This is a genomic window from Pseudarthrobacter sp. MOO14 (assembly GCF_058267675.1).
The window spans coordinates 378,609-399,286 of the sequence record NZ_CM177849.1; the positions used below are offsets into that span (position 1 = coordinate 378,609).

Consider the following 20,678-nt stretch of genomic DNA (forward strand, 5'->3'; position numbering starts at 1 on the left):
GGTCTTAGTTGGCAAGGCGGGACGTCACTCTGATTCCAGGGCAGCCTGGACTTCGTCGCTGAGGTCGGCGTTGCTGTAGACGTTCTGGACGTCGTCGAGGTCTTCGAGGGCGTCTGCCAGCTTCAGGAACTTCCGGGCGCCGTCGACGTCGAGTTCCACCTGCATCGACGGGACGAACTCCACCTCGTCGGTGTCGTATTCGATGCCGGCTTCCGTCAGCGCCTCGCGGATGGCCTGCAGGTCACCCGGTTCCGAGTGGATCTCGAAGGTCTCGCCGTTGTCCTTCACTTCCTCGGCGCCTGCGTCCAGCACGGCCATCAGGACGTCGTCCTCGCTCAGGCCGTTCTTGGGCAGGTTAACCACGCCCTTGCGCGTGAAGAGGTAGCTGACCGACCCGGGATCGGCAATGGTGCCGCCGTTGCGGGAGATGGCCAGGCGGACCTCGGAGGCCGCGCGGTTCTTGTTGTCCGTGAGGCACTCGATCAGCAGCGCCGAGCCCTGGGGGCCACGGGCCTCGTACATGATCTCGGTGTAGTCCACCACTTCGCCGGTGAGGCCGGCGCCGCGCTTGATGGCGCGATCGATGTTGTCGTTGGGGACCGAGGTCTTCTTGGCCTTGGTTACCGCCAGTTCCAGGCCCGGGTTGCCCGCGAGGTCCGGGCCGCCCATCCGGGCGGCTACTTCGATGTTCTTGATCAGCTTGGCGAACGACTTTGCGCGGCGGCTGTCAATGATCGCCTTTTTGTGCTTGGTCGTCGCCCATTTGGAGTGGCCTGACATGCTTTACGCTTCTCCTCTGATCATGCGGATAAAAAGTTCGTGTACGCGTTTTTCGCCAGTCACTTCCGGGTGGAAGGAGGTGGCCAGCAGCTGGCCGGAACGCACTGCCACAATTCTAGCCGCCCCGGGCAGCGGGACGGCGTGGGAGGCGTGCTCCGGGTCCGCCGGCTCAACCTGGGCGAGGACTTCCACTCCCGGGCCCACCCGCTCCACCCACGGGCCACGGATGAAGACGGCGTGCACAGGGGCCACCCCGGATTCGGTGGCGCTGAAGTCCAGCCCCTTGAAGTCCAGGTCGGTTTCGAAGGACTCCCGCTGGCGCCCGAACGCGTTGCGGCGGACGGTGATGTCCAGTCCTCCGAATGTCTGCTGCGGGGCGCCGGAGAGATCGGTTGCGGGATCCGCGATGTCCGAGGCGAGCAGGATCATCCCGGCGCACGAGCCGTAGACGGGGAGCCCTTCGGCGATGTACTTCCGGAGCGGATCGGCGAGCTCGAAGGCCCGGGCGAGCTTGTCGATGGTGGTCGATTCTCCGCCGGGGATGATGAGGCCGTCCAGGCCGTCCAGCTCCCGGGGGCGCCGCACCGGCACGCCGCGGGCGCCGGTGGCCTCGGCCGCGTGGAGATGCTCGCGGAAATCGCCTTGCAGGGCCAGGACACCGATCCGCAGGCCTGCTCCCGCGCGCGCAGGAGCCGCTGAAGGGGGATTTGTCATCCCTCCAGCATACGGCCAGGCCCGCGGCCCGCGGTCCGGCAGCACCTTTCCGGCAGCGGTTGCATGCCGTTGCTGGGATATATTCAAAACATGGTCTTCTTCAGTGTTCCGCTCGGCAAGCTGGTCCGCCGGGTATCCCGGCTTCGGGGCGGCGGCTCGGCCCTGCCGGGCCTGGTGGTCGAGAAAATCGATCCCGGGTTCATGCGGCGGACGCTCAGCACCCTCCCCCACGGCGTGGCCGTCGTCAGCGGCACCAACGGCAAGACCACCACCACGAAAATGGTGGTTGAACTGCTCGAAAGCCAGGGTCTGAAGGTTTTCACCAACCGCACCGGCAGCAACTTCACCCGCGGCGTGGCGGCGGCGCTCCTGGGCGAAGTGGACTGGCGTGGCCGGCTGGACGCCGACGTCGCGGTCCTGGAACTCGACGAAGCCCACGCGGTGCACTTCGTGAACAGCGTCCCGCCCCGCTACTGCCTGCTGCTGAATGTGCTGCGCGACCAGCTGGACCGCTTTGGCGAGATCGACAAGACCGCCCAGCTGCTCCAGCACATCGCCGCCAAGACCACCGGAACCGTTGTCCTGAACCGTGAGGACCCGCGGGTGGCACGCATCGCGGACACCCTCACCGGCCAGGAGGTCAAGTACTTCGGCCTGGACGAATCGTTGCTGGGAACCTTTCCCAACGACGACGACATGCGCGCAGCCCCCGGCAGCCCTGCTCCGGCGGCCCTGCCCGCAAAGCCGCCGGCCGACGTCGTACTGCTGAAGGTGGGCGCGGACAGCGCCGAGTTTGCGTACGACGGCGGAACGGTCACCACGGCGATGAAGCTGCGGGGCGTATACAACATCTTCAACGCCGCGGCGGCATTGACGCTGGCCCGCAGCATTTGCGGCGGCGGAGCCGCCACCGCCAACCACGCCACGTTGTTGGAGGCGCTCTCCCGGGTGGCGCCCGCGTTTGGACGCGGCGAAAGCCTGACCGTCGATGGACTGCCACTCGACCTTGTCCTGGTGAAGAACCCGAGCGGATTCCGGCTGGGGCTCAAGTCCTTCCCGGCCGGCGGGTATGCCACCATGATCGCGATCAATGACAACTACGCCGACGGCCGGGACATGTCCTGGCTGTGGGATGTGGAATTCGATTCGCTCCGGGCCGAAGGTGTTGACCAGCTGACCGGTTCCAGGGCCTATGACATGGCCCTCCGGCTGCAGTACGACGACGTCCGTATCGGCGCTGTCCAGCCCGAGACCGCCCCCGCACTGGCGGCTTTCATCAGGGAAGGACGCGGGAAGCCCAAGCGGATCTTCTGCACATACACCGCCATGCTGGCCATCCGCCGTGAGCTGGCCAAAATCACCACCGTGGAGGTTGTCTCGTGAACCCAGCCGAAGCCTCGACCGCTGCCGCTCCGTCCAAGGGCACGCTCCGCGTGGTGCAGCTCTACCCGCGGGACATGAACATTTACGGCGACTGGGGCAACGCCCTGGTCCTGCAACGCAGGATCGCCTGGCACGGCTACACGCCCGATGTCCTTGAATACAACGTGGGCGATCCTTTTCCCGACAATGTGGACATCATCGTCGGTGGTGGCGGCCAGGACAGCGGGCAGCTGGTGATCCAGGACGATCTGCAGGCCCGGGCCGGCGAATTGCGGGAACTGGCCGAAGAAGGGGCGCCCATGCTGGTCATTTGCGGCCTCTACCAGCTTTTTGGCCGCTTCTTCAAGACCCGCACCGGTGCAGTGATTCCGGGCATCGGCATCCTTGACGTCGAAACCCACGGCACGGACGAGCGCCTGATCGGTAATGTCAAGGTGTCAACCAGCGAGTTCGGCGAAGTCCTTGGCTACGAAAACCACAGCGGGCAAACCACCCTGGGCAGCGGGGTCAGGCCCCTGGGCACGGTTCCCAAGGGCACAGGAAACAACAGCACTGACGGCCACGAAGGTGCCCGGTACCGCAATATTGTGGCCAGCTACCTGCACGGTTCCCTGCTGCCGAAGAACCCGGCCATTGCAGACTTCCTGATCCGGACCGCGGCAGAACGAAAGTTCGGCAGCTTCTCCCCCGGAACACCGGACGATGCCTACGCTGTCCTGGCGCGGGAGCACGCAGCCCGCAGGCCCCGCTAAAGTCACTGCCGCACGCGGGCGCCGCCGCCTAGCGCCATTGAAAATACTCGCGGTGGATGTTGGCCCGGCGGACTCCGGCTGCCCGGAAGGCCTTCCGGAACTGGCGCAGCATGGTGTCCGGGCCGCCCATGAACACCGACAGCCTGCGCGGTTCGGTGCCCACGGCTTCCAGGACCAACTCAGGGGTCAGGCGGCCGTCCGCCGCGGTGTCCACCATGTGGACCATAAGCCGCGGATGGTTCCTGGCGACGGCGGCGATCTCGTCGGCGAACGGGGAGGGTCCCGCCGACGTGACGAAGAAATGGACGTTTTCATGCAGTTCCCCGTCGAGTGACCGGAGCCAGCTGAGGAACGGCGTGATGCCCACGCCGCCGGCGATCCAGACCTGGTCAAATGTGCCGCGGTGCCGGTCGAAACGTCCGTAGGGGCCGCCGACCACCGCCGGCATCCCCGGCTGGATGACGTCCGGAAGCCTGGTGGTGTGGTCCCCCAGAGCCTTCACCGTGATGCTGATGCCGCCCTCGCCCGCGGGCCCGGAAATGGAAAATGGATGCCGCTGCCAGCCTTCTGCCGTTTCCAGGTAGATCATGGCAAACTGCCCGGGTTTGAAACCCAGGGGGCGGCCCAGGGGACGGAGGGCCACCTCCACCAGGTCCGCAGCGACCGTCCGGACGCCCGATACCTGGTAATCGTGGTGCGGCAGGAAGTGGCGGGAAAGCAGCTCCCGATAGGCATAGAACGCCAGACCCGTCGCCCCGATGGCCACGTAGCTCCACCGCAACGCGGGGGCCGCCTCGAAGGCGCTGGCATCCAGCAGGCCGTGCAGGAATCCGGCAGCCACGAACAGTCCGGTCAGCCGGTGGAAGCCGCGCCAGCGTTCATAGCCACCGAGCACGCGGCCTGCCAGTTGGAAGGCCCGGGTTTGCAGCGAGGCGATGACGACGCGGCGGGCGGCCGCCGGAAGCATGGTCCGCCACCGCGGGAGGACAGCCCACACCACCAGCGCCATAAGGCCGCAGATGGCCACCACGGCCAGCATCTTGCCCAAGCTGGTGGCCTCGGGGCTGGCCGCAAATTCAATGTGCGGCAACAACAGGACAGTTGCCGAGATTGCCGCCCTCCGGTGCCAGATGGCCGCGTGGTCAACTCCGCCAAAAATCGGTTCGACGTGCGGGAGCGTGCTGACCAGGACCAAGGCAATCGAGTACAGCAGGACCGACTCCCCGCCGAAAAGCTGACCCACGTAGCCAAGGACAGGTTCCCCCGCCGGACGCACCGCATACCAGAACAAGGCGTACGCCACTGCCAACACCAGCACCGCCCCGGGACCCATCCAGCGGAGGGGCATTCCCAGGATGGCGGCCCGTGGCCTCTTGGCAGGCTTGGTCATTGGCCGGATCCCTTCGTGGTGGCAACCTGCTGCGGATCCAGGCAAAGGACACGCAAAGTGCGGGCCGTTCGTGGCACGCACTCGCAATTCTAGGGAGGGCCACGCGCCGCAGCCGCCTTTTCGGATAATTGAGAAGCGTGGCCTGCTGTGAAAGGTTTACCCCATGACGAACCCGCTGCTGACCCCGAGTCCCTTGCCGTATGGCCTGCCGCCCTTTGCAGTCCTCACCGCTGAGCACTACGGGGAGGCCGTCAGGACAGGGTTGGCGGAACACGTGCGCGAGATCAACGCCATCACAGACTCTGAAGAGGCCCCGACCTTCGAAAATACTGCACTTGCCATGGAGCGCTCGGGGCAACTGCTGAACCGGGCGGCAGCTGCCTTCTTCACGCTGGTTTCCGCCGACGCCTCGCCGCGGATCAGGGAACTGGAAACGGAACTGTCGCCGCTCCTGTCAGCCCACCAGGACGAGATATATCTCAATCGGGCCTTGTTCGACAGGTTTTCCGCGATCGACACCGACCGTCTCGACGCCGAATCAGGCCGGCTGGTGGAGGAATACCTCAAGGAGTTCCGCCAGTCCGGCATCCAGCTGGACGACGCCGGCCAGGAACGCCTGCGGGCCATCAACGCCGAGCTGGCCCAGCTGGGCACCGAATTCGGGCAGCGGGTGAAGGAAGGGATGAAATCGGCCGCCCTGTTGCTCGATGATGCCAGCGACCTGGCGGGCCTGCCGGCGGACGACGTGGCAAGCGCCGCGGAGGCGGCCCGGGCTGCCGGCCACGACAGCGGATTCCTGCTCACCCTCATCCAGCCCGGCAACCAGCCGGCCCTGGCGGCGCTGCAGGACCGGGATGTCCGGCGCCGCCTGTTCGAAGCATCGGTGGCGCGGGGAAGCGATGGCAGCAGCCTGGACGTCCTGGACCTGGCCCGGTCCACGGCCGGCCTGCGGGCCGAGAAAGCCCGGCTGTTGGGCTTCGCCAATTACGCCGAGCTCGTGGCGGACCGGCAAACGGCGCCTGACTTCCAGGCGGTCCACACCATGCTGAACCGGATGGCCCCGGCTGCCGTCCGCAATGCCGACGCCGAGGCGGCAGCCCTGGCGGAAATTGCCGGCCACCCCCTGGAACCCTGGGACTGGGCTTTCTATTCGGCCATGGTGCGGCGGGACAAGTACGACGTCGACGAACAGGCCCTACGCCCGTACTTCGAACTGGACCGGGCCATCACGGACGGCGTCTTCTTCGCCGCCACAGCACTGTACGGGATCACGTTCCACGAGCGGACCGACCTCCAGGGCTACCACCCGGACGTACGGATCTGGGAGGTCCGCGATGAAGACGGCGCCGGCCTGGGCCTGTTCCTCGGTGACTACTACGCCCGCGAAACCAAGCGCGGCGGGGCATGGATGAACTCGCTCGTTGAACAGTCCGCGCTGCTGGAGACCAGGCCCGTGGTGATCAACACCCTCAATATTTCCAAACCGGCGGCCGGTGAACCCACGCTGTTGACCCTGGATGAGCTGCGCACCTTGTTCCACGAATTCGGCCACGCACTCCATGGCCTGTTGTCAGCGGTCACCTATCCGCGCTTCGCCGGGACGTCCGTGCCGCGGGATTTCGTTGAGTACCCATCCCAGGTCAACGAAATGTGGATCATGTGGCCCGAAGTGCTCGCCAACTACGCCCGGCACCACGCCACCGGTGAGCCGCTGCCCCGGGCCGTCGTGGAGCGGCTGGAAGAATCGCGGTTGTGGGGAGAAGGTTTCGCCACCACGGAGTACCTCGGCGCGGCACTTCTCGACCTCGCCTGGCACGTGCTGGAGCCGGGAGATATCCCTGATGACGCACTGGCCTTTGAGGCGAAGGCCCTTGCAGTGGCCGGAGTCGGACACCGCCTGATTCCGCCGCGGTACCGGACCGGGTACTTCCAGCACATCTTCGCGGGGGCGGGCTACGCGGCAGGTTATTACTCCTACATTTGGAGCGAGGTTCTGGACGCCGAAACCGTTGACTGGTTCAAGGAGAACGGAGGCCTTACCAGGACGAACGGCGAACGCTTCCGGCAGGAGCTGCTCTCCCGCGGCAACGGCCGCGACCCCTTGGAGTCCTTCCGGGCCTTCCGGGGCCGGGATGCCAGGCTCGAACCGCTGCTCAAGCGCCGCGGCCTCGACTAGGCCCAATAATCAAACGACGGCGGCCGGCCACCCGAACAGGTGACCGGCCGCCGTCGTACTTTATCCAGGAGCGCAAGGCGCAGGGCGGTGTGATCCGGCAGCGTGCGTAAAAGGGGCCCCGCCCCCAGCCACCACCAAAAATGGCGGCAGCGGAAGGCGGGGAATAGCACGCCGAGGATCAGCGCCCACCGGGCGCGGAAGCGACTTACCAGCCGCGCTCGGCGAGGCGGTGCGGCTGGGGGATTTCGTCGACGTTGATGCCCACCATGGCTTCGCCCAGGCCGCGGGAGGCCTTGGCGATGACGTCGGGGTCATCGAAGAAGGTGGTGGCCTTGACGACGGCGGCGGCGCGCTGGGCCGGGTTGCCGGACTTGAAGATACCGGAGCCGACGAACACGCCGTCGGCGCCGAGCTGCATCATCATGGCGGCGTCGGCCGGGGTGGCGATGCCGCCGGCGGTGAACAGCACGACGGGCAGCTTGCCGGCAGCGGCAACTTCCTTGACCAGTTCGTACGGTGCCTGCAGTTCCTTGGCCGCGACGTAGAGCTCGTCTTCGGGGAGGGCGGCGAGCTTGGCGATCTCGGAGCGGATCTTGCGCATGTGGCCGGTGGCGTTGGAGACGTCGCCGGTGCCGGCCTCGCCCTTGGAGCGGATCATGGCCGCGCCCTCGTTGATGCGGCGCAGGGCCTCACCGAGGTTGGTGGCACCGCAGACGAAGGGAACCTTGAAGTTCCACTTGTCGATGTGGTTGACGTAGTCGGCCGGGGTCAGGACCTCGGACTCGTCGATGTAGTCCACACCGAGGGACTGCAGGACCTGGGCCTCGACGAAGTGGCCGATGCGGGCCTTGGCCATGACCGGGATGGACACGGCGTCAATGATCTGGTCGATCATGTCGGGATCGGACATGCGGGACACGCCGCCCTGGGCGCGGATATCGGCCGGAACACGCTCCAGCGCCATGACTGCCACGGCACCGGCGTCTTCGGCGATGCGGGCCTGCTCGACGTTGACGACGTCCATGATGACGCCGCCCTTGAGCATCTCGGCCATGCCACGCTTCACGCGGCTGCTGCCCGTGACGCTGTTCGCGGACGAACCGGCCTCGTTGCTTACATCAGGTGTAGACACAAAAACCCCTATGGGTAGACAGATGATCTTCGCCGGGCATGCGGCGGCAGCTGCCGGAGGTGCACGCACGGATTGCCGGGTCGCTTGACCGGGCACTTATATACTAGTCCCCCGCCGCACGGCAGGCTTAATCATGTCTAATCCGCGGGCGTGGGCTCCGCCAACGCCTGCCGGCGCACGGAAGTGATGCGCTGGACCACCGTCACAAGGCTTGCCGCCGCCAAGAGGACCAGTGTCGCCAGGAGCACCACCGAGGGCAGGCCCAACCCCGTGAGGCCGGTCACCACCAGGACAGACACCAGGCGTTCAGCCCGCTCCGCGATCCCCACATTGGCGGTGAACCCCAACGACTCGGCCTTGGCCCGGGCGTACGAGACAACCATGCCCAGGACAAGGCAAACCAAAGCTGCCGTGGCGATGATGACATTGCTGCCGCCGGTGTAGAACCAGACGGCTACCCCGGCAAAGAGCGCGCCATCGGCGACCCGGTCCAGGGTGGAGTCAAGGAAGTTGCCCCAGCGGCTCTTCACGTCCTGCATCCGGGCCATGATGCCGTCCAGGACGTCGGAAAAGATGAAGGCCGTGATAAAAAGCGTTCCCCAGAAGAGCTGGCCCAGCGGGTAGAACACCAAAGCCCCCACGGCCACGCCGAGGGTTCCCGCAATGGTGACCGCGTCCGGGGACACGCCCATTCGAAGCAGCCAACGGGCCAGCGGGGTGAACAGTGCGGTGAAGAATCCGCGGGCGTGCCTATTCAGCATCCGACTCCCCGGGCCAGGCCTGGGCCACTTGTTGACGGACCTCGTCGAGGGTCTGGGTGATGGCCTTGGTCTGGGCAATGATCGGGAAGAAGTTGCCGTCCCCGCCCCAGCGCGGAACGATGTGCTGGTGCAGGTGGGCGGAAATGCCCGCTCCGCCGACAACGCCCTGGTTCATGCCAAGGTTGAAGCCCCCTGGATTGGATACTTTGCGCAGGACCCGCATGGCCGTCTGGGTGAGCTCGGCGAATTCGGCCGTTTCCTCACGGGTCAGGTCCGTGTAGTCCGGGATATGCCGGTAGGGGCACACCAGAAGGTGGCCGGGGTTGTAGGGAAACAGGTTCAGCACCACGTAACAGGTCCTGCCCCGGTAGACGATCAGCGCTTCTTCGTCTGTGCGGGCGGGCCCTGTGCAGAACGGGCAATCGTCTTCGTTCTTGAACTGGTGCTGGCCGCCCTTGATATAGGCCATGCGGTGCGGAGTCCACAGGCGCTGGAAGGCGTCCGGGACACCGGCGAGGTCGAAATCGTCGGTAACGCCGGCATCACCTGGATACCCTGCGCCTGTGTTCTCCTGCACTCTGCTGCTTCCGTTCGGCTAGCTGGTCCGGTTGCGGACTGCTTCGGTGATCCGCTTGACCGCTTCGGCCACGGGCACGCCGTTGTCCTGGCTGCCGTCGCGGAAGCGGAAGGACACGGCTCCTGCCTCCGCGTCGTCGCCGCCGGCGATGAGCACGAACGGAATCTTGTCCTTGCTGGCAGTGCGGATCTTCTTGGGGAACCGGTCCGAGGAGGTGTCCACCTCGGCGCGGATTCCCGCCGCTTTAAGCTCGTCGACGACGTCGAACATGTACTCGTTGAAGGCCTCCGCCACGGGGATGCCCACCACTTGGACCGGGGCCAGCCAGGCGGGGAACGCGCCGGCGTAGTGCTCGGTCAGGACGCCCATGAAGCGCTCCACGGATCCAAACAGCGCACGGTGGATCATCACGGGGCGCTGGCGGGTTCCGTCCGCGGCCTGGAACTCGAGTTCGAACCGTTCGGGCAGGTTGAAGTCCAACTGGATGGTGGACATCTGCCAGGTCCGGCCGAGCGCGTCCTTGGCCTGCACGGAGATCTTGGGTCCGTAGAACGCGGCTCCGCCCGGGTCCGGCACCAGTTCCAGCCCGGACTCCTGTGCCACCTCGGCGAGGGTCCTGGTGGCTTCCTCCCAGGTGGCGTCGTCGCCCACGTACTTCTCCGGGTCCTTGGTGGACAGTTCCAGGTAGAAGTCGTTCAGTCCGTAGTCCTTGAGCAGGTCCAGGACGAAGGTCAGGGTCTTGGTGAGCTCGTCCTTCATCTGCTCGCGGGTGCAATAGATGTGGGCGTCGTCCTGTGTCATGCCACGGACGCGGGTCAGGCCATGCACCACGCCGGACTTCTCGTACCGGTACACCGAACCGAATTCGAACAGTCGAAGGGGCAGTTCGCGGTAGGACCGGCCGCGGGCGCGGAAGATAAGGTTGTGCATGGGGCAGTTCATCGGCTTCAGGTAGTAATCCTGGCCGGGCTTGCGCACGCTGCCGTCCTCATTGAGTTCGGCGTCCACGTGCATGGCGGGGAACATGCCGTCCTTGTACCAGTCCAGGTGCCCGGAGACTTCGTACAGGTGGCCCTTGGTGATGTGCGGGGTGTAGACGAACTCGTAGCCGGCCTCGACGTGGCGCTGGCGGGAGTAATCCTCCATCTCCTTGCGGATAATGCCGCCCTTGGGGTGGAACACCGGCAGGCCGGAGCCAAGTTCGTCCGGGAAGGAGAAGAGGTCAAGTTCGGAGCCGAGCTTGCGGTGGTCGCGGCGTTCGGCCTCGGCAATGCGCTCCTGGTAGGCCTTCAGCGCGTCCTTGGTGGGCCAGGCGGTTCCATAGATGCGCTGCAGCTGCTGGTTCTTCTGGTTGCCCAGCCAGTAGGCAGACGAGGACCGGGTCAGCGCGAAGGCGTTGGAGATGAGCTTGGTGTTGGGCAGGTGCGGGCCACGGCAGAGGTCGCACCAGACAGTGGTGCCTTCCTTGCGCTCCACGTTGTCGTAAATGGTGATGTCACCGGCGCCGACCTCGACGTTAACACCCTCGCCGGCCTCGGCAGCGCCGTCCTTCTTGCCCAGCAGTTCAAGCTTGTAGGGCTCGTCCTTCATGGCCTCGCGGGCCACGTCCTCGCTGACCACGCGGCGGACGAATTTCTGGTTCTGGTTGACGATTTTGAGCATCATCTTTTCGAGGGTCTTGAGGTCCTCAGGGGTGAAAGGCTCGGCCACGTCGAAATCGAAGTAGAAACCGTCGGTGATGTAGGGGCCGATGCCAAGCTTGGCGTCGGGACGCAGCTGCTGCACTGCCTGCGCCATCACGTGGGCGGTGGAGTGGCGCAGGACGTTCAGGCCGTCGGGGGAATCGATGGTGACGCCCTCCACCTCGGCGCCCTCGGGAAGTTCCTGGTCCAGGTCCTTCAATTCGCCGTTGACGCGGGCTACAACAACGTCACGGCGCTCAAAGAAGAGTTCCGCACCGGTTGTCCCGGTAGTCACCTTGATCTCTTCGCCATCGACGAGAAGGGTGATCTGCTGGGCATCTGACACGGGTGTCTCCTATTCAAAGTTCAGGCTTCATAGCTTGTGGCATACGGGGACCACAGCCAGCCATCGTCAATGCTATCGGTTCCGACTGGGGCCGACCAACGCGGCAGGTGGTGCCCGGGGCTTGGTTCAGCCGCTGAAACCGGTGATGGCCAGTGCCCTGCTGATGCCGTCAAGGGGATGTGGACCGTCAGAGTCCGGATGCGGTGTTGATTCCGGGAACGGCAAAGTCGCGGTCCTGGCCAGGTCCCAGGCCATGCTCGCGCTCAGGCTGATGCCCCGGGGTCCGGTCCTTCTGGTGGTGCCCCGGATCAACAGCAAACGGGTGCCAAAAAGGAGGGGCCCTGCACTCTCCTGGGCCTCATGGAAGAAGACTGAGTCCACGCAGCCTGTACCGTCGTCGATGCTGATGAACACAACCCGCCTTCCGCCGCGCATGGGAGGGGTCTGGGTGGCCACCCGCACACCTGCCACCAGGACCTCGGTGCCGTTGCGCAGGCTGAGGAGTGAGTCAGCAGTGGTGACGCCAAGCTTGTCCAGTAACGGCCGGTGGCTGTCCATCAGGTGGCTGCTGACATCGACGGCCATGAGATCGAGTTCGGCCCTGACATTCTCCACCAGGGTGGGTGCCGGGAGTCCGGGTTTGATATTTCGCAGTTCAACATCCCCCAAGGGCAGGGAAAGTTGCCCTTCAAGGACTTCAACTCCCTTCCGTGCCCCTTTGCCTGCTTGGAGTTGTTGGAGGTGTTGCACAAGATCGGCCCGGTTTGCGTGGCCTCCCGCTTCACGGTGCAGTGAATCGAAGGCGCCCAGCTGCGCCAGGCGCCTGATGCTGGGCTTGCTGAGCCGCGAGCGCGCCCTGAGGTCCGCCAAAGAGTCGTAGGGCTGTCCGGCGACAATCCGCTTCAATTCCGTCGCTGAGAGCCCGTAAATACCGTTCAGGCTCAATCGGATACCCAATTTTCCCTGGTCCTTGCCTTCCTCCACCCGTTCCACCCGGTACTCCGCCTGGCTGCGGTTGATGTCCAGGGGCAGGATGGGGATGCCAAGACGCCGGGCTTCGGCTACCAGCAGCCGCTTGGGATACATTCCCGGGTCATGCTCCCAGAGCCCGGCGAGGAACGCTTCCGGATGGTGGGCCTTGAGCCAGGCAGACTGGTAGGTGGGCACGGCAAAAGCGGCACCGTGGGCCTTGCAGAAACCAAAGCTGCCAAAGGCCTTGAGGGTTCCCCAGACCTTGTCCACCACGTCAGGAGCGTAATTGCGGGCACGGGCTTCGCGGCGGAAGAATTCCTCCACCGCAGTCTCCAGCGCTTCGTTGCCCAAGGCGCGCCTGAATTCGTCCGCGCGGGCCAGCCCACAACCGGTCATGACATTGAACGTCTTGAGGATCTGCTCATGGAAGACCGTCACTCCATGGGTTTCCTGGAGAACGGGCTTGAGGTCCGGGTGCGGATACACCTCCGGGGCGAACCCATGGCGGTGTTCCAGGAAGGGACGGACCATGTCCGATTTCATGGGTCCCGGCCGGAACAAGGAGATGTCGATAATGAGGTCGTTGAACTCCCGGGGTGCCAGCTTTCCAATCAGTTCCCGCTGGCCCGGGGATTCGATCTGGAAACACCCGAGGGTGTGGGTGCTGCGGATCAGCTCATAGGTCGGTTCGTCATCGAGGGGGACGGCGTTGAGGTCGATCCGGCCGTCAGCGGCGATGTAGTCAGGTCCCCTGCCATCCGGACCTGCCGGGTGGCGGCCAGCAGCCACCACCTCGGCCTTGGAAGGGTGCAGGCGGATCACTTCCCGGACCGCGAAGGCCATGGCGCTCTGCATCCTGACGCCGAGGACATCGAGTTTGAGCATTCCCATGGGGTCCATGTCGTGTTTATCGAACTGGCTCATGGGCAGGCCCAGGCCGCTGGGCTGGACAGGGGTGCGGTCCAGGAGCGTGGCGTCTCCCAGGATGACACCGCAGGGGTGCATCGAGATATGCCGGGGCAGCCGGTCCAGCCGCTCCGTCAGGTCGACCAGAAGGTCCAGCTGCTGGTTTCCGTCGGCGTCTTTGTGCTCCACCCGGCCGGCGAACTCCTTGAGTTCGGGTTTTTCCTGCAGCGCTTCGCGGAATTTCCTGGCAGAGAACCGCCACAACTGCTTGGCAATCTCCCCCACCTCGTCATCGTCCATCCCCAACGCCATCCCGGCGTCGCGCACTGCCCCGCGGGCCCGGTAGCCGTTTTGCATGCTCATCAGGGTGACGCGCTCTGAGCCGAAGCGTTCGAAGATTTGGCGGTAGACGTTGTGGCGTTCAGCGCTTTCAACGTCGATGTCGATGTCCGGCAGGGTGGCACGGTCGTTGGAGAGGAACCGTTCAAAGATGAGATCGTGCTGCAGCGGATTTACGTGGCTTACCTCGATCAAATAATTGACCAGGCTGGACGCCCCGGACCCACGGGCTGCCGCCCTGACTCCCATGTCCTGGATCATCCGGGATACCTCTGCCACAGTCAGGAAGTAGGACGAGAACCCCAGGTTCCGGATGATCCCCAGCTCATGCTCAAGCCGAGCCAGCATCGTTTTTTCGTCGTGTCCGCCGATCCCCGGGAACCGCCTGCCAATTCCGGCATGGCACCGCTGGATGAGTTCCATATGCGGATCCCGGGTAATGCCAATGACTGATGCCTCCGGCACCACAGGCTGCTTCCATCCCATGTCCGAGGTGGGGTCCATCCGGCAGAGGTCGGCGAGCGCCTCGGTTTGGGCCATCAGTTGCTTGAGGTCAGCGGCCCCATACCCTGCTGCGGTAATGATTTCCTTGCCCAGGCCGAGCATCTGTTCCGCGGTTTTCAGCCACCCCTGGCCTGTGGGCTGGAGCAGCGGTTCCCCTGCCAGCTCCGGCAGGGACTTCAGCGTCCGGGCAGAGTCAAGGACATCCGCGGTTGGCGCCCCGTCCGCAGCGCAATACCGCACCGCGTTGCTGAGGATGGCGGGGACGTGGTGTTCTTCGGCGAGCCGGAGCATGCGGACTGCATGGGCAGTGCTGAGGGGGAAGCCGGGCGCGCTGAGCTGGGAGACGATTTCTGCAACGACGGTTCCCGCGGGCATGACATCCAGCCATTGTTTGAAAAGGGTTCGGGGACGGAGGTACCGCCTGCCTCCCATGGCCTTGCCGACGTCGGAATCCGGTCCAATCAGCACGGTCAGCACCGGTTTGAGCGTTGCCGGGTCGAGGGTCCGGGAGGCCAATTCGGCGCGGGTGACCGCTACCGGCACTGTTCCCCCGGCCTTCCCGGAGGTCCGGGCGTGGGCATCGGAAACCAGCCGGCATAGAGCACGGTAACCCGCGCCATTGTTGTGCCCGCGGGCGAGCACAACCACCCGCCCGGCTACCTGCGTGCGGTGGTCCCCGTCGTCGTCGAAGACTGCAAGGTCCACCCCCACGATGGGGTCGATGCCTGCAGCCATGCAGGCTTTGAGGTGCTTGATGGTGCCATAAAGGCCGTCCCGGTCGGTGCAGGCCAGGGCAGTGGCGCCGTCGCTTGCGGCGGCCTGTGCAAGTTCCTCCGGCCAGGAGACGCCGTAATGGGCGCTGAATGCTGTGGAAACGTGAAGGTGGGTGAAGCTCATGCTGTTCTGGGGCGAAGGGCGTCATGGATCCGCAGCAGCCGCCACCGGCCGCTGCCAACATGCCGGGTGAGGTCGAGGGTCAGGGGTTCTGAAGCATTGTTCCCAGCAGCGGGAAGCACCTGGATTCGCCAGATTTCGTGGTCCACCACGCCAGGGCCGCTCCCCAGGGGAGCCCTGGCGTCTTCAGCCCACCACTGGCGGCGTTCATACCACCGGACGGGCTCGGCGCAGACGAGATAGTCCCTGCCTGCCCACGTTAACGATTCAGGCTGCCCGGAGGGGGAACATGCCACGTCTATGGACTCGCTGAACATGCCCATGCGCGCCTCCCGGACGGTTCTTCCCAAATGCTCCATTCGAATATGTGTTCGAATAAATCAAGTCTACGCCGGGGAGCCGGCAAAACATAGGCGGGGGTGGACGGACCGTGCGGCAGGGAGCAGGATGATGGCATGAGTACCGATGACGCACTCCTGAAGCAGGCAAGCATCAAGACCCAGGACTCCACCCTGGTGGCCACGTTCGATATCGATGGCGCCATTCCGGAGTCCGGCGCCTACGTGGTGGGCTTGATGGGAGCCACGCCGGACTATTCAACGCAGCGGCGGCTGTGCATTGAATTCATGAACGGGGAGGCCATTGCCTGCTACGCGTTCAACCGGGACCAGGGAATCGAAGAAGATTACGACCTGTCCGGCGTATCCCACTCGGAAAACACCATTACCGGGAGCTTTCCCGCCACGGCCTTGAACGGGCTCGGGAAAGGACACGTCCTGTCAGCCTTCAGCGAGGCGGACGGGCGGGAATTCCAGCATGGGGTTCCGGTGGAGGAAGCCCTGTAGGGGTTTCCTTAGCTGTTTTCCTTATGGATCTTCAGTTCGAGTTCAATGAACGCGGAGATCATGGCCCGGTAGGTTGACTCGACGATGTCCGGGTCAATGTCTTTTTTCTCTGCCGCGGCCCGGACGTGCTCGATGATCCGCTCCACCCGGCCGGGGGCCCGCACCTCGGCGTCGTCGCCTTTCAGGGTGCCGGCGATCCGGATCAGCCGCTCGCGGCGGGCAATGAGGGTGACAATCTGGTCATCCACCTCATCGACGGCAACCCGGACAGCTGCGAGCTGTTCCTTGTCGGCCTGGGCATCCCGATCGTTTCCTTGAATTGTCGCCATCATCTGACAGTATCGAAGCATGGAGCCAAGAGTCGACTTTATCTCCCTCGGCGTCCGCAGCGTTGACCGGTCGCGGGCCTTCTACATCGACGGCCTCGGCTGGCCGGTCCACCGCGAGGTTGCCGGGGAGGTGCTGTTCATCCAGGTGAACCACGGGCTGGTGCTCTCCCTCTGGGACGCCCGGCAGATGCAGGCGGAGGCAGGCGTCAGCCCGCCGGACGGGGTTCCCTGCATCACCCTCAGCCATAACCTCGCCAGCGCCGGGGACGTGGACCGGGTCATGGAAGAGGCCGCAGCGGCGGGGGCAGCCATCATCGCCGAACCCGTTACCCAGCCCTGGGGCGGCTACACGGGGTACTTCACGGATCCTGACGGCTTCCGCTGGGAAGTCGCCTACAACCCCACGTGGACCGTGGACGACGCCGGCACGGTCACCGTGTGACGGCGTCCGCACCCTGGGCAGTGGCTGCTAGAACAGTGCCTCCACAGGGCGGATCAGGTCCGGTCCGTTGTTGCGGACGTTCCCCACGTCCTTGCCCACGGACTCCACGTGCCAGTCGGCGGCCGCTTCCTTGACCCCGGCCCGCACCATGTCCACAAGGGCGGCTGCGTCGTCAGCCTGCGGGTCCAGCCAAGCCTGCGTGGTGGCCTTGTCCATGGGCAGGGGCACGCGGTCGTGCAGTTCCGTCAGCTTCCCGAAGATGGTGGATTCAGTCCCGGGCGGTGGGGTGTCAGCCGTGAGGATGGAAGTGGACAGCAGCCAGCGCCCTGGTTCCCCTTCCGGAATGGACGGGTCCTTCCACCACTCGTAAAGGCCGGCGAATACCAGCCCGTGGTCCTCACCGGGGTGCACATAATAGGGCTGCTTGGACTTCCCGGGCCCTTGCTTCCATTCGTAGTACCCGTCGGCGGGGACTGCGCAGCGGCGTGACTTCACGGCCTTCCTGAACGCAGGCTTCTCCAGCACCGATTCGCTGCGGGCGTTGATCATGCGCGACCCGATCCCGGGATCCTTGGCCCAGGACGGGACCAGGCCCCAGCGGGCCACATGCAACTGCCGTACCTGCCGGGCCCCTGCGGCATCCTCCACCAACCGCTCCAGGACGATGGGGACCGCGTCCGTTGGCGCTACATTCCACGACGGCGGGATGCTGACCTCATCCTCCAACTCGGCGTCGAACTCGGCCAGCAGGTCCCCCACGGCGCGTGCCATTACGTAGCGTCCACACATGGGACCAGCATGCCACCGTCGCCACATACTGTCATGCTGCCGCCCCGCCGCCCCGCAAAGTCCGGGAATACCGGCGGCCACGCTACCGTTGACCGTAAGGAAACCTTTCAAGCGACGTTTAGGAGATCCGCGTGGACTTCACTCCCGAATCCGGCACCATCACCATGTTTTCCACTACTTGGTGCGGCTACTGCAACCGGCTGAAGAAGCAGCTGGACGCAAAGGGCATCGGCTACACGGAAATCAACATCGAAGAGGTGGACGGCACCGCCGAACTCGTGGAGAAACTGAATGGCGGCAACCGCACCGTTCCCACCGTCCTGTTCCCGGACGGCTCCGCTGCCACCAACCCGTCAGCTGCTGAGGTCCAAAGCAGGCTCGCTGCCTAAGCGGCAGGAGACAGCCGGCTTCGCGCCGAAGAAACCGATGCGGGTCACGCCCCCAGGCTGCTGAAGGAAGCAGTTTCCAGGGTGGCGTGGCCCGCATACGTTTCCAGGAGGGCATGCTCCACGGCCGCCACATCCAGCCCGGGTACCAGGTCGTCGGCGGCGCCGGCCGTGGACGGGTCCCAGTCCAGGCCGAGGGCGGCATAGCTGTCCGTGAGCACCTTCCGGATCGGGCCTGAATCCTCCACCACAATCACCGAGCTGAACAGCCAGCCACCGGAAACCACCCGTTGGGCGGTGCCGACCAGCTTCACGCGGCGGGAGCTGTCGGCCGCATCGGTTCCGTGCACACTGAACTCGCCGGGGCAGTATTCGCCGGGAATTTCCCCTACCGCGGCCTGGACCCCGACGCGTCGCAGGGCCTGGGCAAAGAGCTCACCGAAATAGGCGAACCGGGCTTTGGACCCGGCTACTGCGTCGGCGTCCGGTTCGATGTGGTCCACCACCAAGGTCCCCTGGTGGTAGGCGGCGGCCCGTCCCCCGGCCCTGCGGACCAAGGGCTCAAATCCGTTGGCCAGGCAGGCCCGTGCGGCCGCATCAAATCCGGGCAACCGGGTGTCCCGTTGCCCGAAGGCGACGGTGGGAGCGGGCCGGTACAGGCGCAGGGTGGGACCGAGGCTGCCTGACCTGGCCCTGGCCAGCAGCTCCAGCCCGAATTCGAGGTCACGTCCCGCGCCGAGGGACACGTCCTGCCGCACCACAGTCAGCGGGCGGGCGTCGGTACCGGTGTGGTGCATTGTTGCTGAACTCCCTGGGGTCAATGGCCGCCGGCGGACGGGCCTCCCCTAGGTTACGCCCGACGACGGCACGGGCCTTAACGGCCCCGGCGCCCTGCCCACAGTGCGTGCATCAAGGGAACCGCAGAAACGGCCATCAGGACGTTGCCGAAAACCAGGTCGTCAGAGCGGACGATGGCGCCCGCCACCAGCAGCGCACCGAACACCAGGGCCGAACCGGAGCGCCGCGCCGCCCTTTCCAGCCGGGCAGCCTGCCGCTCCAGCCGCGGGACTGCGACCTCAAGCGATCCTTCCTCGAGCCGGCCGGCCAGGGCGTCCAGCCTGCCGGGCAGGCGGAAGGCGGTAGCGGCGGCATCGAGGGCCTGCCGGGCCACGTCCTGGACCACGTTGCCGCGTTCGTTCCGCAGCAGCTGCGCGGCGTAGGGTTCCACGGAGTCCCAGAGGTTGAAGCGCTCATCCAGGGCGCTGCATACCCCTGACGTCAGGGACATGGCGCGGATGATCAGGAGGAAGTTCTCCGGCAGCTGGAATGGCAGCGAGCGGACCACGTCACCGAATTCCACCGCGAAGTCGCGGAACTCGCGGGGGTCCACCTCGCGGAGTTCGGCAAAGCCCATGCCGCCGAAGCGGGCGAAAAGCTGGGTCATGGCCCGTTCCAGTCCTGCGCTGTCCGCCGACGGCATCAGCACGCCGACGTCGTTGATCGCCGCCACGAGTCCCTTGCCGTCGCGCGCGGCCGCAGCGATCAGGAGCTTCCGCAGGCCGCTGCGCGTGGAAGCCGTGACCTCCCCCATCATGCCGAAGTCGATGAACGTCAGCTTCCAGCCAGGTCCCCCCGTCCCCGCAGGGACAGGCGTGACGAAGATGTTGCCCGGATGCGGGTCGGCATGGAAGAACCCGTTGGTGAACAGCTGGTCGAACATGATGGACGCGAAAACGGGGGCCACCGCGGCGGGATCGATGCCGGCGGTCCGGAGCGCTCCCGCATCGGTGATTTTGATGGCCGTGACGTCCTCGAGCGTGAGTACGCGGCGGGTGGTGCGCTCCCAGACGACTTCCGGCACTGCTACCCTGGCGTCGCCGGCAAAGTCTGCGGCGAAGCGTTCGGCGTTGACGGCCTCGTGCAGGTAGTCAATCTCCTGCAGGCTGATCTGGGCGAATTCCTCCACCAGCGCCGGCATGTCCGCGCGGCGGGAGACGAGGCGGACATGGCTGAGCCAGCCGGCCACCTTCCGAAGGGCGGCGAGGTCGACGTCGACGATCGCGCCGATGCCCGGACGCTGTACCTTCATGACGACGGCGTCCAGGCCCGTATCTTCGGCGTCCAGGAGATTCAGGCGGGCGCGGTGGGCCTGGCCCAGGGAGGCAGCCGCAATCGCGGATTCGTCCACGCTGGCGTAGACCCGGCCCACGGGGGCACCCAGTTCACGCTCTGCCAGGGCGGCGATCAGCGGGAAGGCCACGGGCGGCACCTCGTCCTGAAGCCCTTCGAGTTCTTTGGTGATTTCGGGCGGGAGGACGTCGAGCCGGGAGGACAGGAATTGCCCCACCTTGATCATCAGGCCGCCGAGGTCGATGGCCAGGTCGTGGAACCGGCGTGCAAAGTTCTGCATCCGGCGGGACCGTGTCCGCCCGGAGATGCTGCCCAGCCCCACCCTGGGCAGCAGCAGTTCGAACCACCACGTGGTGGCAAGATGCCAGGCGGCAAACCGGAGGATCCGCCGGTACCGGCCGCGGTGTTCCCGCATGGGCGACGCCGGGTCGGCCCGGTCCCGGACGGTC

Annotated in this window: 19 protein-coding genes; 6 read left to right on the top strand and 13 right to left on the bottom strand. The window is 65.5% G+C overall.

Annotation, left to right across the window (positions count from 1 at the left end; translation table 11 throughout):
- Positions 1 to 24 precede the first annotated feature (24 nt).
- Positions 25 to 780 (bottom strand): YebC/PmpR family DNA-binding transcriptional regulator, encoded by a 756-nt coding sequence (locus AC4EEV_RS01715; protein WP_018761454.1) that lies wholly within the window; start codon positions 778 to 780, stop codon positions 25 to 27.
- A 3-nt stretch (positions 781 to 783) separates the two neighbouring features.
- Complete coding sequence (pdxT, locus tag AC4EEV_RS01720; RefSeq protein ID WP_109044531.1) at positions 784 to 1,494, bottom strand: pyridoxal 5'-phosphate synthase glutaminase subunit PdxT; 711 nt, start codon at positions 1,492 to 1,494, stop codon at positions 784 to 786.
- A 90-nt stretch (positions 1,495 to 1,584) separates the two neighbouring features.
- Between pdxT and AC4EEV_RS01725 the strand changes: the two genes are divergently transcribed.
- Positions 1,585 to 2,877, top strand: coding sequence for a Mur ligase family protein (locus AC4EEV_RS01725; protein WP_491330003.1), 1,293 nt, complete (start codon positions 1,585 to 1,587; stop codon positions 2,875 to 2,877).
- Positions 2,874 to 3,629, top strand: coding sequence for a type 1 glutamine amidotransferase (locus AC4EEV_RS01730; protein ID WP_109044529.1), 756 nt, complete (start codon positions 2,874 to 2,876; stop codon positions 3,627 to 3,629). The genes AC4EEV_RS01725 and AC4EEV_RS01730 overlap by 4 nt, the downstream gene beginning before the upstream one ends.
- Positions 3,630 to 3,657: 28 nt before the next feature.
- On the opposite strand, the gene AC4EEV_RS01735 is transcribed toward AC4EEV_RS01730, so the two are convergent.
- Positions 3,658 to 5,019 (bottom strand): ferredoxin reductase family protein, encoded by a 1,362-nt coding sequence (locus AC4EEV_RS01735; protein ID WP_491330004.1) that lies wholly within the window; start codon positions 5,017 to 5,019, stop codon positions 3,658 to 3,660.
- Positions 5,020 to 5,182: 163 nt separating this feature from the next.
- Between AC4EEV_RS01735 and AC4EEV_RS01740 the strand changes: the two genes are divergently transcribed.
- The gene (locus AC4EEV_RS01740) at positions 5,183 to 7,195 is read left to right on the top strand and encodes a M3 family metallopeptidase (RefSeq protein ID WP_491330005.1); all 2,013 of its coding nucleotides are present in this window, start codon (positions 5,183 to 5,185) and stop codon (positions 7,193 to 7,195) included.
- A gap of 205 nt (positions 7,196 to 7,400) precedes the next feature.
- Here the strand turns inward: AC4EEV_RS01740 and pdxS are convergent, their stop codons facing one another.
- From pdxS to AC4EEV_RS01770, 6 genes are all read right to left on the bottom strand, one after another.
- Positions 7,401 to 8,327 (bottom strand): pyridoxal 5'-phosphate synthase lyase subunit PdxS, encoded by a 927-nt coding sequence (gene pdxS, locus AC4EEV_RS01745; RefSeq protein WP_026264497.1) that lies wholly within the window; start codon positions 8,325 to 8,327, stop codon positions 7,401 to 7,403.
- A gap of 137 nt (positions 8,328 to 8,464) precedes the next feature.
- The gene (pgsA, locus tag AC4EEV_RS01750; RefSeq protein ID WP_133831607.1) at positions 8,465 to 9,088 is read right to left on the bottom strand and encodes a phosphatidylinositol phosphate synthase; all 624 of its coding nucleotides are present in this window, start codon (positions 9,086 to 9,088) and stop codon (positions 8,465 to 8,467) included.
- Complete coding sequence (locus tag AC4EEV_RS01755; RefSeq protein WP_109044526.1) at positions 9,078 to 9,665, bottom strand: HIT family protein; 588 nt, start codon at positions 9,663 to 9,665, stop codon at positions 9,078 to 9,080. Before AC4EEV_RS01755 ends, pgsA begins: the two co-directional genes overlap by 11 nt.
- 18 nt (positions 9,666 to 9,683) lie before the next feature.
- The gene (thrS, locus tag AC4EEV_RS01760) at positions 9,684 to 11,693 is read right to left on the bottom strand and encodes a threonine--tRNA ligase (RefSeq protein ID WP_491330006.1); all 2,010 of its coding nucleotides are present in this window, start codon (positions 11,691 to 11,693) and stop codon (positions 9,684 to 9,686) included.
- Positions 11,694 to 11,819: 126 nt separating this feature from the next.
- A complete protein-coding gene (locus AC4EEV_RS01765; protein WP_491330007.1) occupies positions 11,820 to 15,311 on the bottom strand; it encodes a DNA polymerase III subunit alpha in 3,492 nt (1,163 codons plus the stop codon).
- Positions 15,308 to 15,631 carry a DUF6504 family protein gene (locus AC4EEV_RS01770; protein ID WP_491330008.1) on the bottom strand — a complete coding sequence of 108 codons (324 nt, stop codon included), beginning with the start codon at positions 15,629 to 15,631 and terminating at the stop codon, positions 15,308 to 15,310. Before AC4EEV_RS01770 ends, AC4EEV_RS01765 begins: the two co-directional genes overlap by 4 nt.
- Before the next feature lie 132 nt (positions 15,632 to 15,763).
- On the opposite strand from AC4EEV_RS01770, the gene AC4EEV_RS01775 reads away from it, so the two are divergent.
- Positions 15,764 to 16,153: a hypothetical protein gene (locus tag AC4EEV_RS01775; RefSeq protein ID WP_109044522.1), complete on the top strand. Its 390-nt coding sequence runs from the start codon at positions 15,764 to 15,766 to the stop codon at positions 16,151 to 16,153.
- 8 nt (positions 16,154 to 16,161) lie between these two features.
- On the opposite strand, the gene AC4EEV_RS01780 is transcribed toward AC4EEV_RS01775, so the two are convergent.
- Positions 16,162 to 16,485 (bottom strand): chorismate mutase, encoded by a 324-nt coding sequence (locus AC4EEV_RS01780; RefSeq protein WP_109044521.1) that lies wholly within the window; start codon positions 16,483 to 16,485, stop codon positions 16,162 to 16,164.
- Positions 16,486 to 16,501: 16 nt separating this feature from the next.
- On the opposite strand from AC4EEV_RS01780, the gene AC4EEV_RS01785 reads away from it, so the two are divergent.
- Positions 16,502 to 16,924 carry a VOC family protein gene (locus AC4EEV_RS01785; RefSeq protein WP_491330009.1) on the top strand — a complete coding sequence of 141 codons (423 nt, stop codon included), beginning with the start codon at positions 16,502 to 16,504 and terminating at the stop codon, positions 16,922 to 16,924.
- 27 nt (positions 16,925 to 16,951) lie between these two features.
- Here the strand turns inward: AC4EEV_RS01785 and AC4EEV_RS01790 are convergent, their stop codons facing one another.
- Positions 16,952 to 17,713, bottom strand: coding sequence for an SOS response-associated peptidase (locus AC4EEV_RS01790; RefSeq protein WP_491330010.1), 762 nt, complete (start codon positions 17,711 to 17,713; stop codon positions 16,952 to 16,954).
- Between the two features lie 131 nt (positions 17,714 to 17,844).
- On the opposite strand from AC4EEV_RS01790, the gene AC4EEV_RS01795 reads away from it, so the two are divergent.
- The gene (locus AC4EEV_RS01795; RefSeq protein WP_018761469.1) at positions 17,845 to 18,102 is read left to right on the top strand and encodes a mycoredoxin; all 258 of its coding nucleotides are present in this window, start codon (positions 17,845 to 17,847) and stop codon (positions 18,100 to 18,102) included.
- A gap of 44 nt (positions 18,103 to 18,146) precedes the next feature.
- On the opposite strand, the gene AC4EEV_RS01800 is transcribed toward AC4EEV_RS01795, so the two are convergent.
- Entirely contained in the window at positions 18,147 to 18,896 is a 750-nt protein-coding gene (locus tag AC4EEV_RS01800; RefSeq protein ID WP_491330011.1) for a lipoate--protein ligase family protein, read from the bottom strand.
- Positions 18,897 to 18,973: 77 nt separating this feature from the next.
- Positions 18,974 to 20,644 carry an ABC1 kinase family protein gene (locus AC4EEV_RS01805; RefSeq protein ID WP_491330929.1) on the bottom strand — a complete coding sequence of 557 codons (1,671 nt, stop codon included), beginning with the start codon at positions 20,642 to 20,644 and terminating at the stop codon, positions 18,974 to 18,976.
- Positions 20,645 to 20,678 lie beyond the last annotated feature (34 nt).

Coding starts and splice junctions, on each gene's coding strand:
- AC4EEV_RS01715 (WP_018761454.1), bottom strand. CDS start 780: ATGTCAGGCCACTCCAAATGGGCGACGACCAAGCACAAAAAGGCGATC.
- pdxT (WP_109044531.1), bottom strand. CDS start 1,494: ATGACAAATCCCCCTTCAGCGGCTCCTGCGCGCGCGGGAGCAGGCCTG.
- AC4EEV_RS01725 (WP_491330003.1), top strand. CDS start 1,585: ATGGTCTTCTTCAGTGTTCCGCTCGGCAAGCTGGTCCGCCGGGTATCC.
- AC4EEV_RS01735 (WP_491330004.1), bottom strand. CDS start 5,019: ATGACCAAGCCTGCCAAGAGGCCACGGGCCGCCATCCTGGGAATGCCC.
- AC4EEV_RS01740 (WP_491330005.1), top strand. CDS start 5,183: ATGACGAACCCGCTGCTGACCCCGAGTCCCTTGCCGTATGGCCTGCCG.
- pgsA (WP_133831607.1), bottom strand. CDS start 9,088: ATGCTGAATAGGCACGCCCGCGGATTCTTCACCGCACTGTTCACCCCG.
- AC4EEV_RS01765 (WP_491330007.1), bottom strand. CDS start 15,311: ATGAGCTTCACCCACCTTCACGTTTCCACAGCATTCAGCGCCCATTAC.
- AC4EEV_RS01770 (WP_491330008.1), bottom strand. CDS start 15,631: ATGGGCATGTTCAGCGAGTCCATAGACGTGGCATGTTCCCCCTCCGGG.
- AC4EEV_RS01775 (WP_109044522.1), top strand. CDS start 15,764: ATGAGTACCGATGACGCACTCCTGAAGCAGGCAAGCATCAAGACCCAG.
- AC4EEV_RS01780 (WP_109044521.1), bottom strand. CDS start 16,485: ATGATGGCGACAATTCAAGGAAACGATCGGGATGCCCAGGCCGACAAG.
- AC4EEV_RS01785 (WP_491330009.1), top strand. CDS start 16,502: ATGGAGCCAAGAGTCGACTTTATCTCCCTCGGCGTCCGCAGCGTTGAC.
- AC4EEV_RS01790 (WP_491330010.1), bottom strand. CDS start 17,713: ATGTGTGGACGCTACGTAATGGCACGCGCCGTGGGGGACCTGCTGGCC.
- AC4EEV_RS01800 (WP_491330011.1), bottom strand. CDS start 18,896: ATGCACCACACCGGTACCGACGCCCGCCCGCTGACTGTGGTGCGGCAG.
- AC4EEV_RS01805 (WP_491330929.1), bottom strand. CDS start 20,644: ATGCGGGAACACCGCGGCCGGTACCGGCGGATCCTCCGGTTTGCCGCC.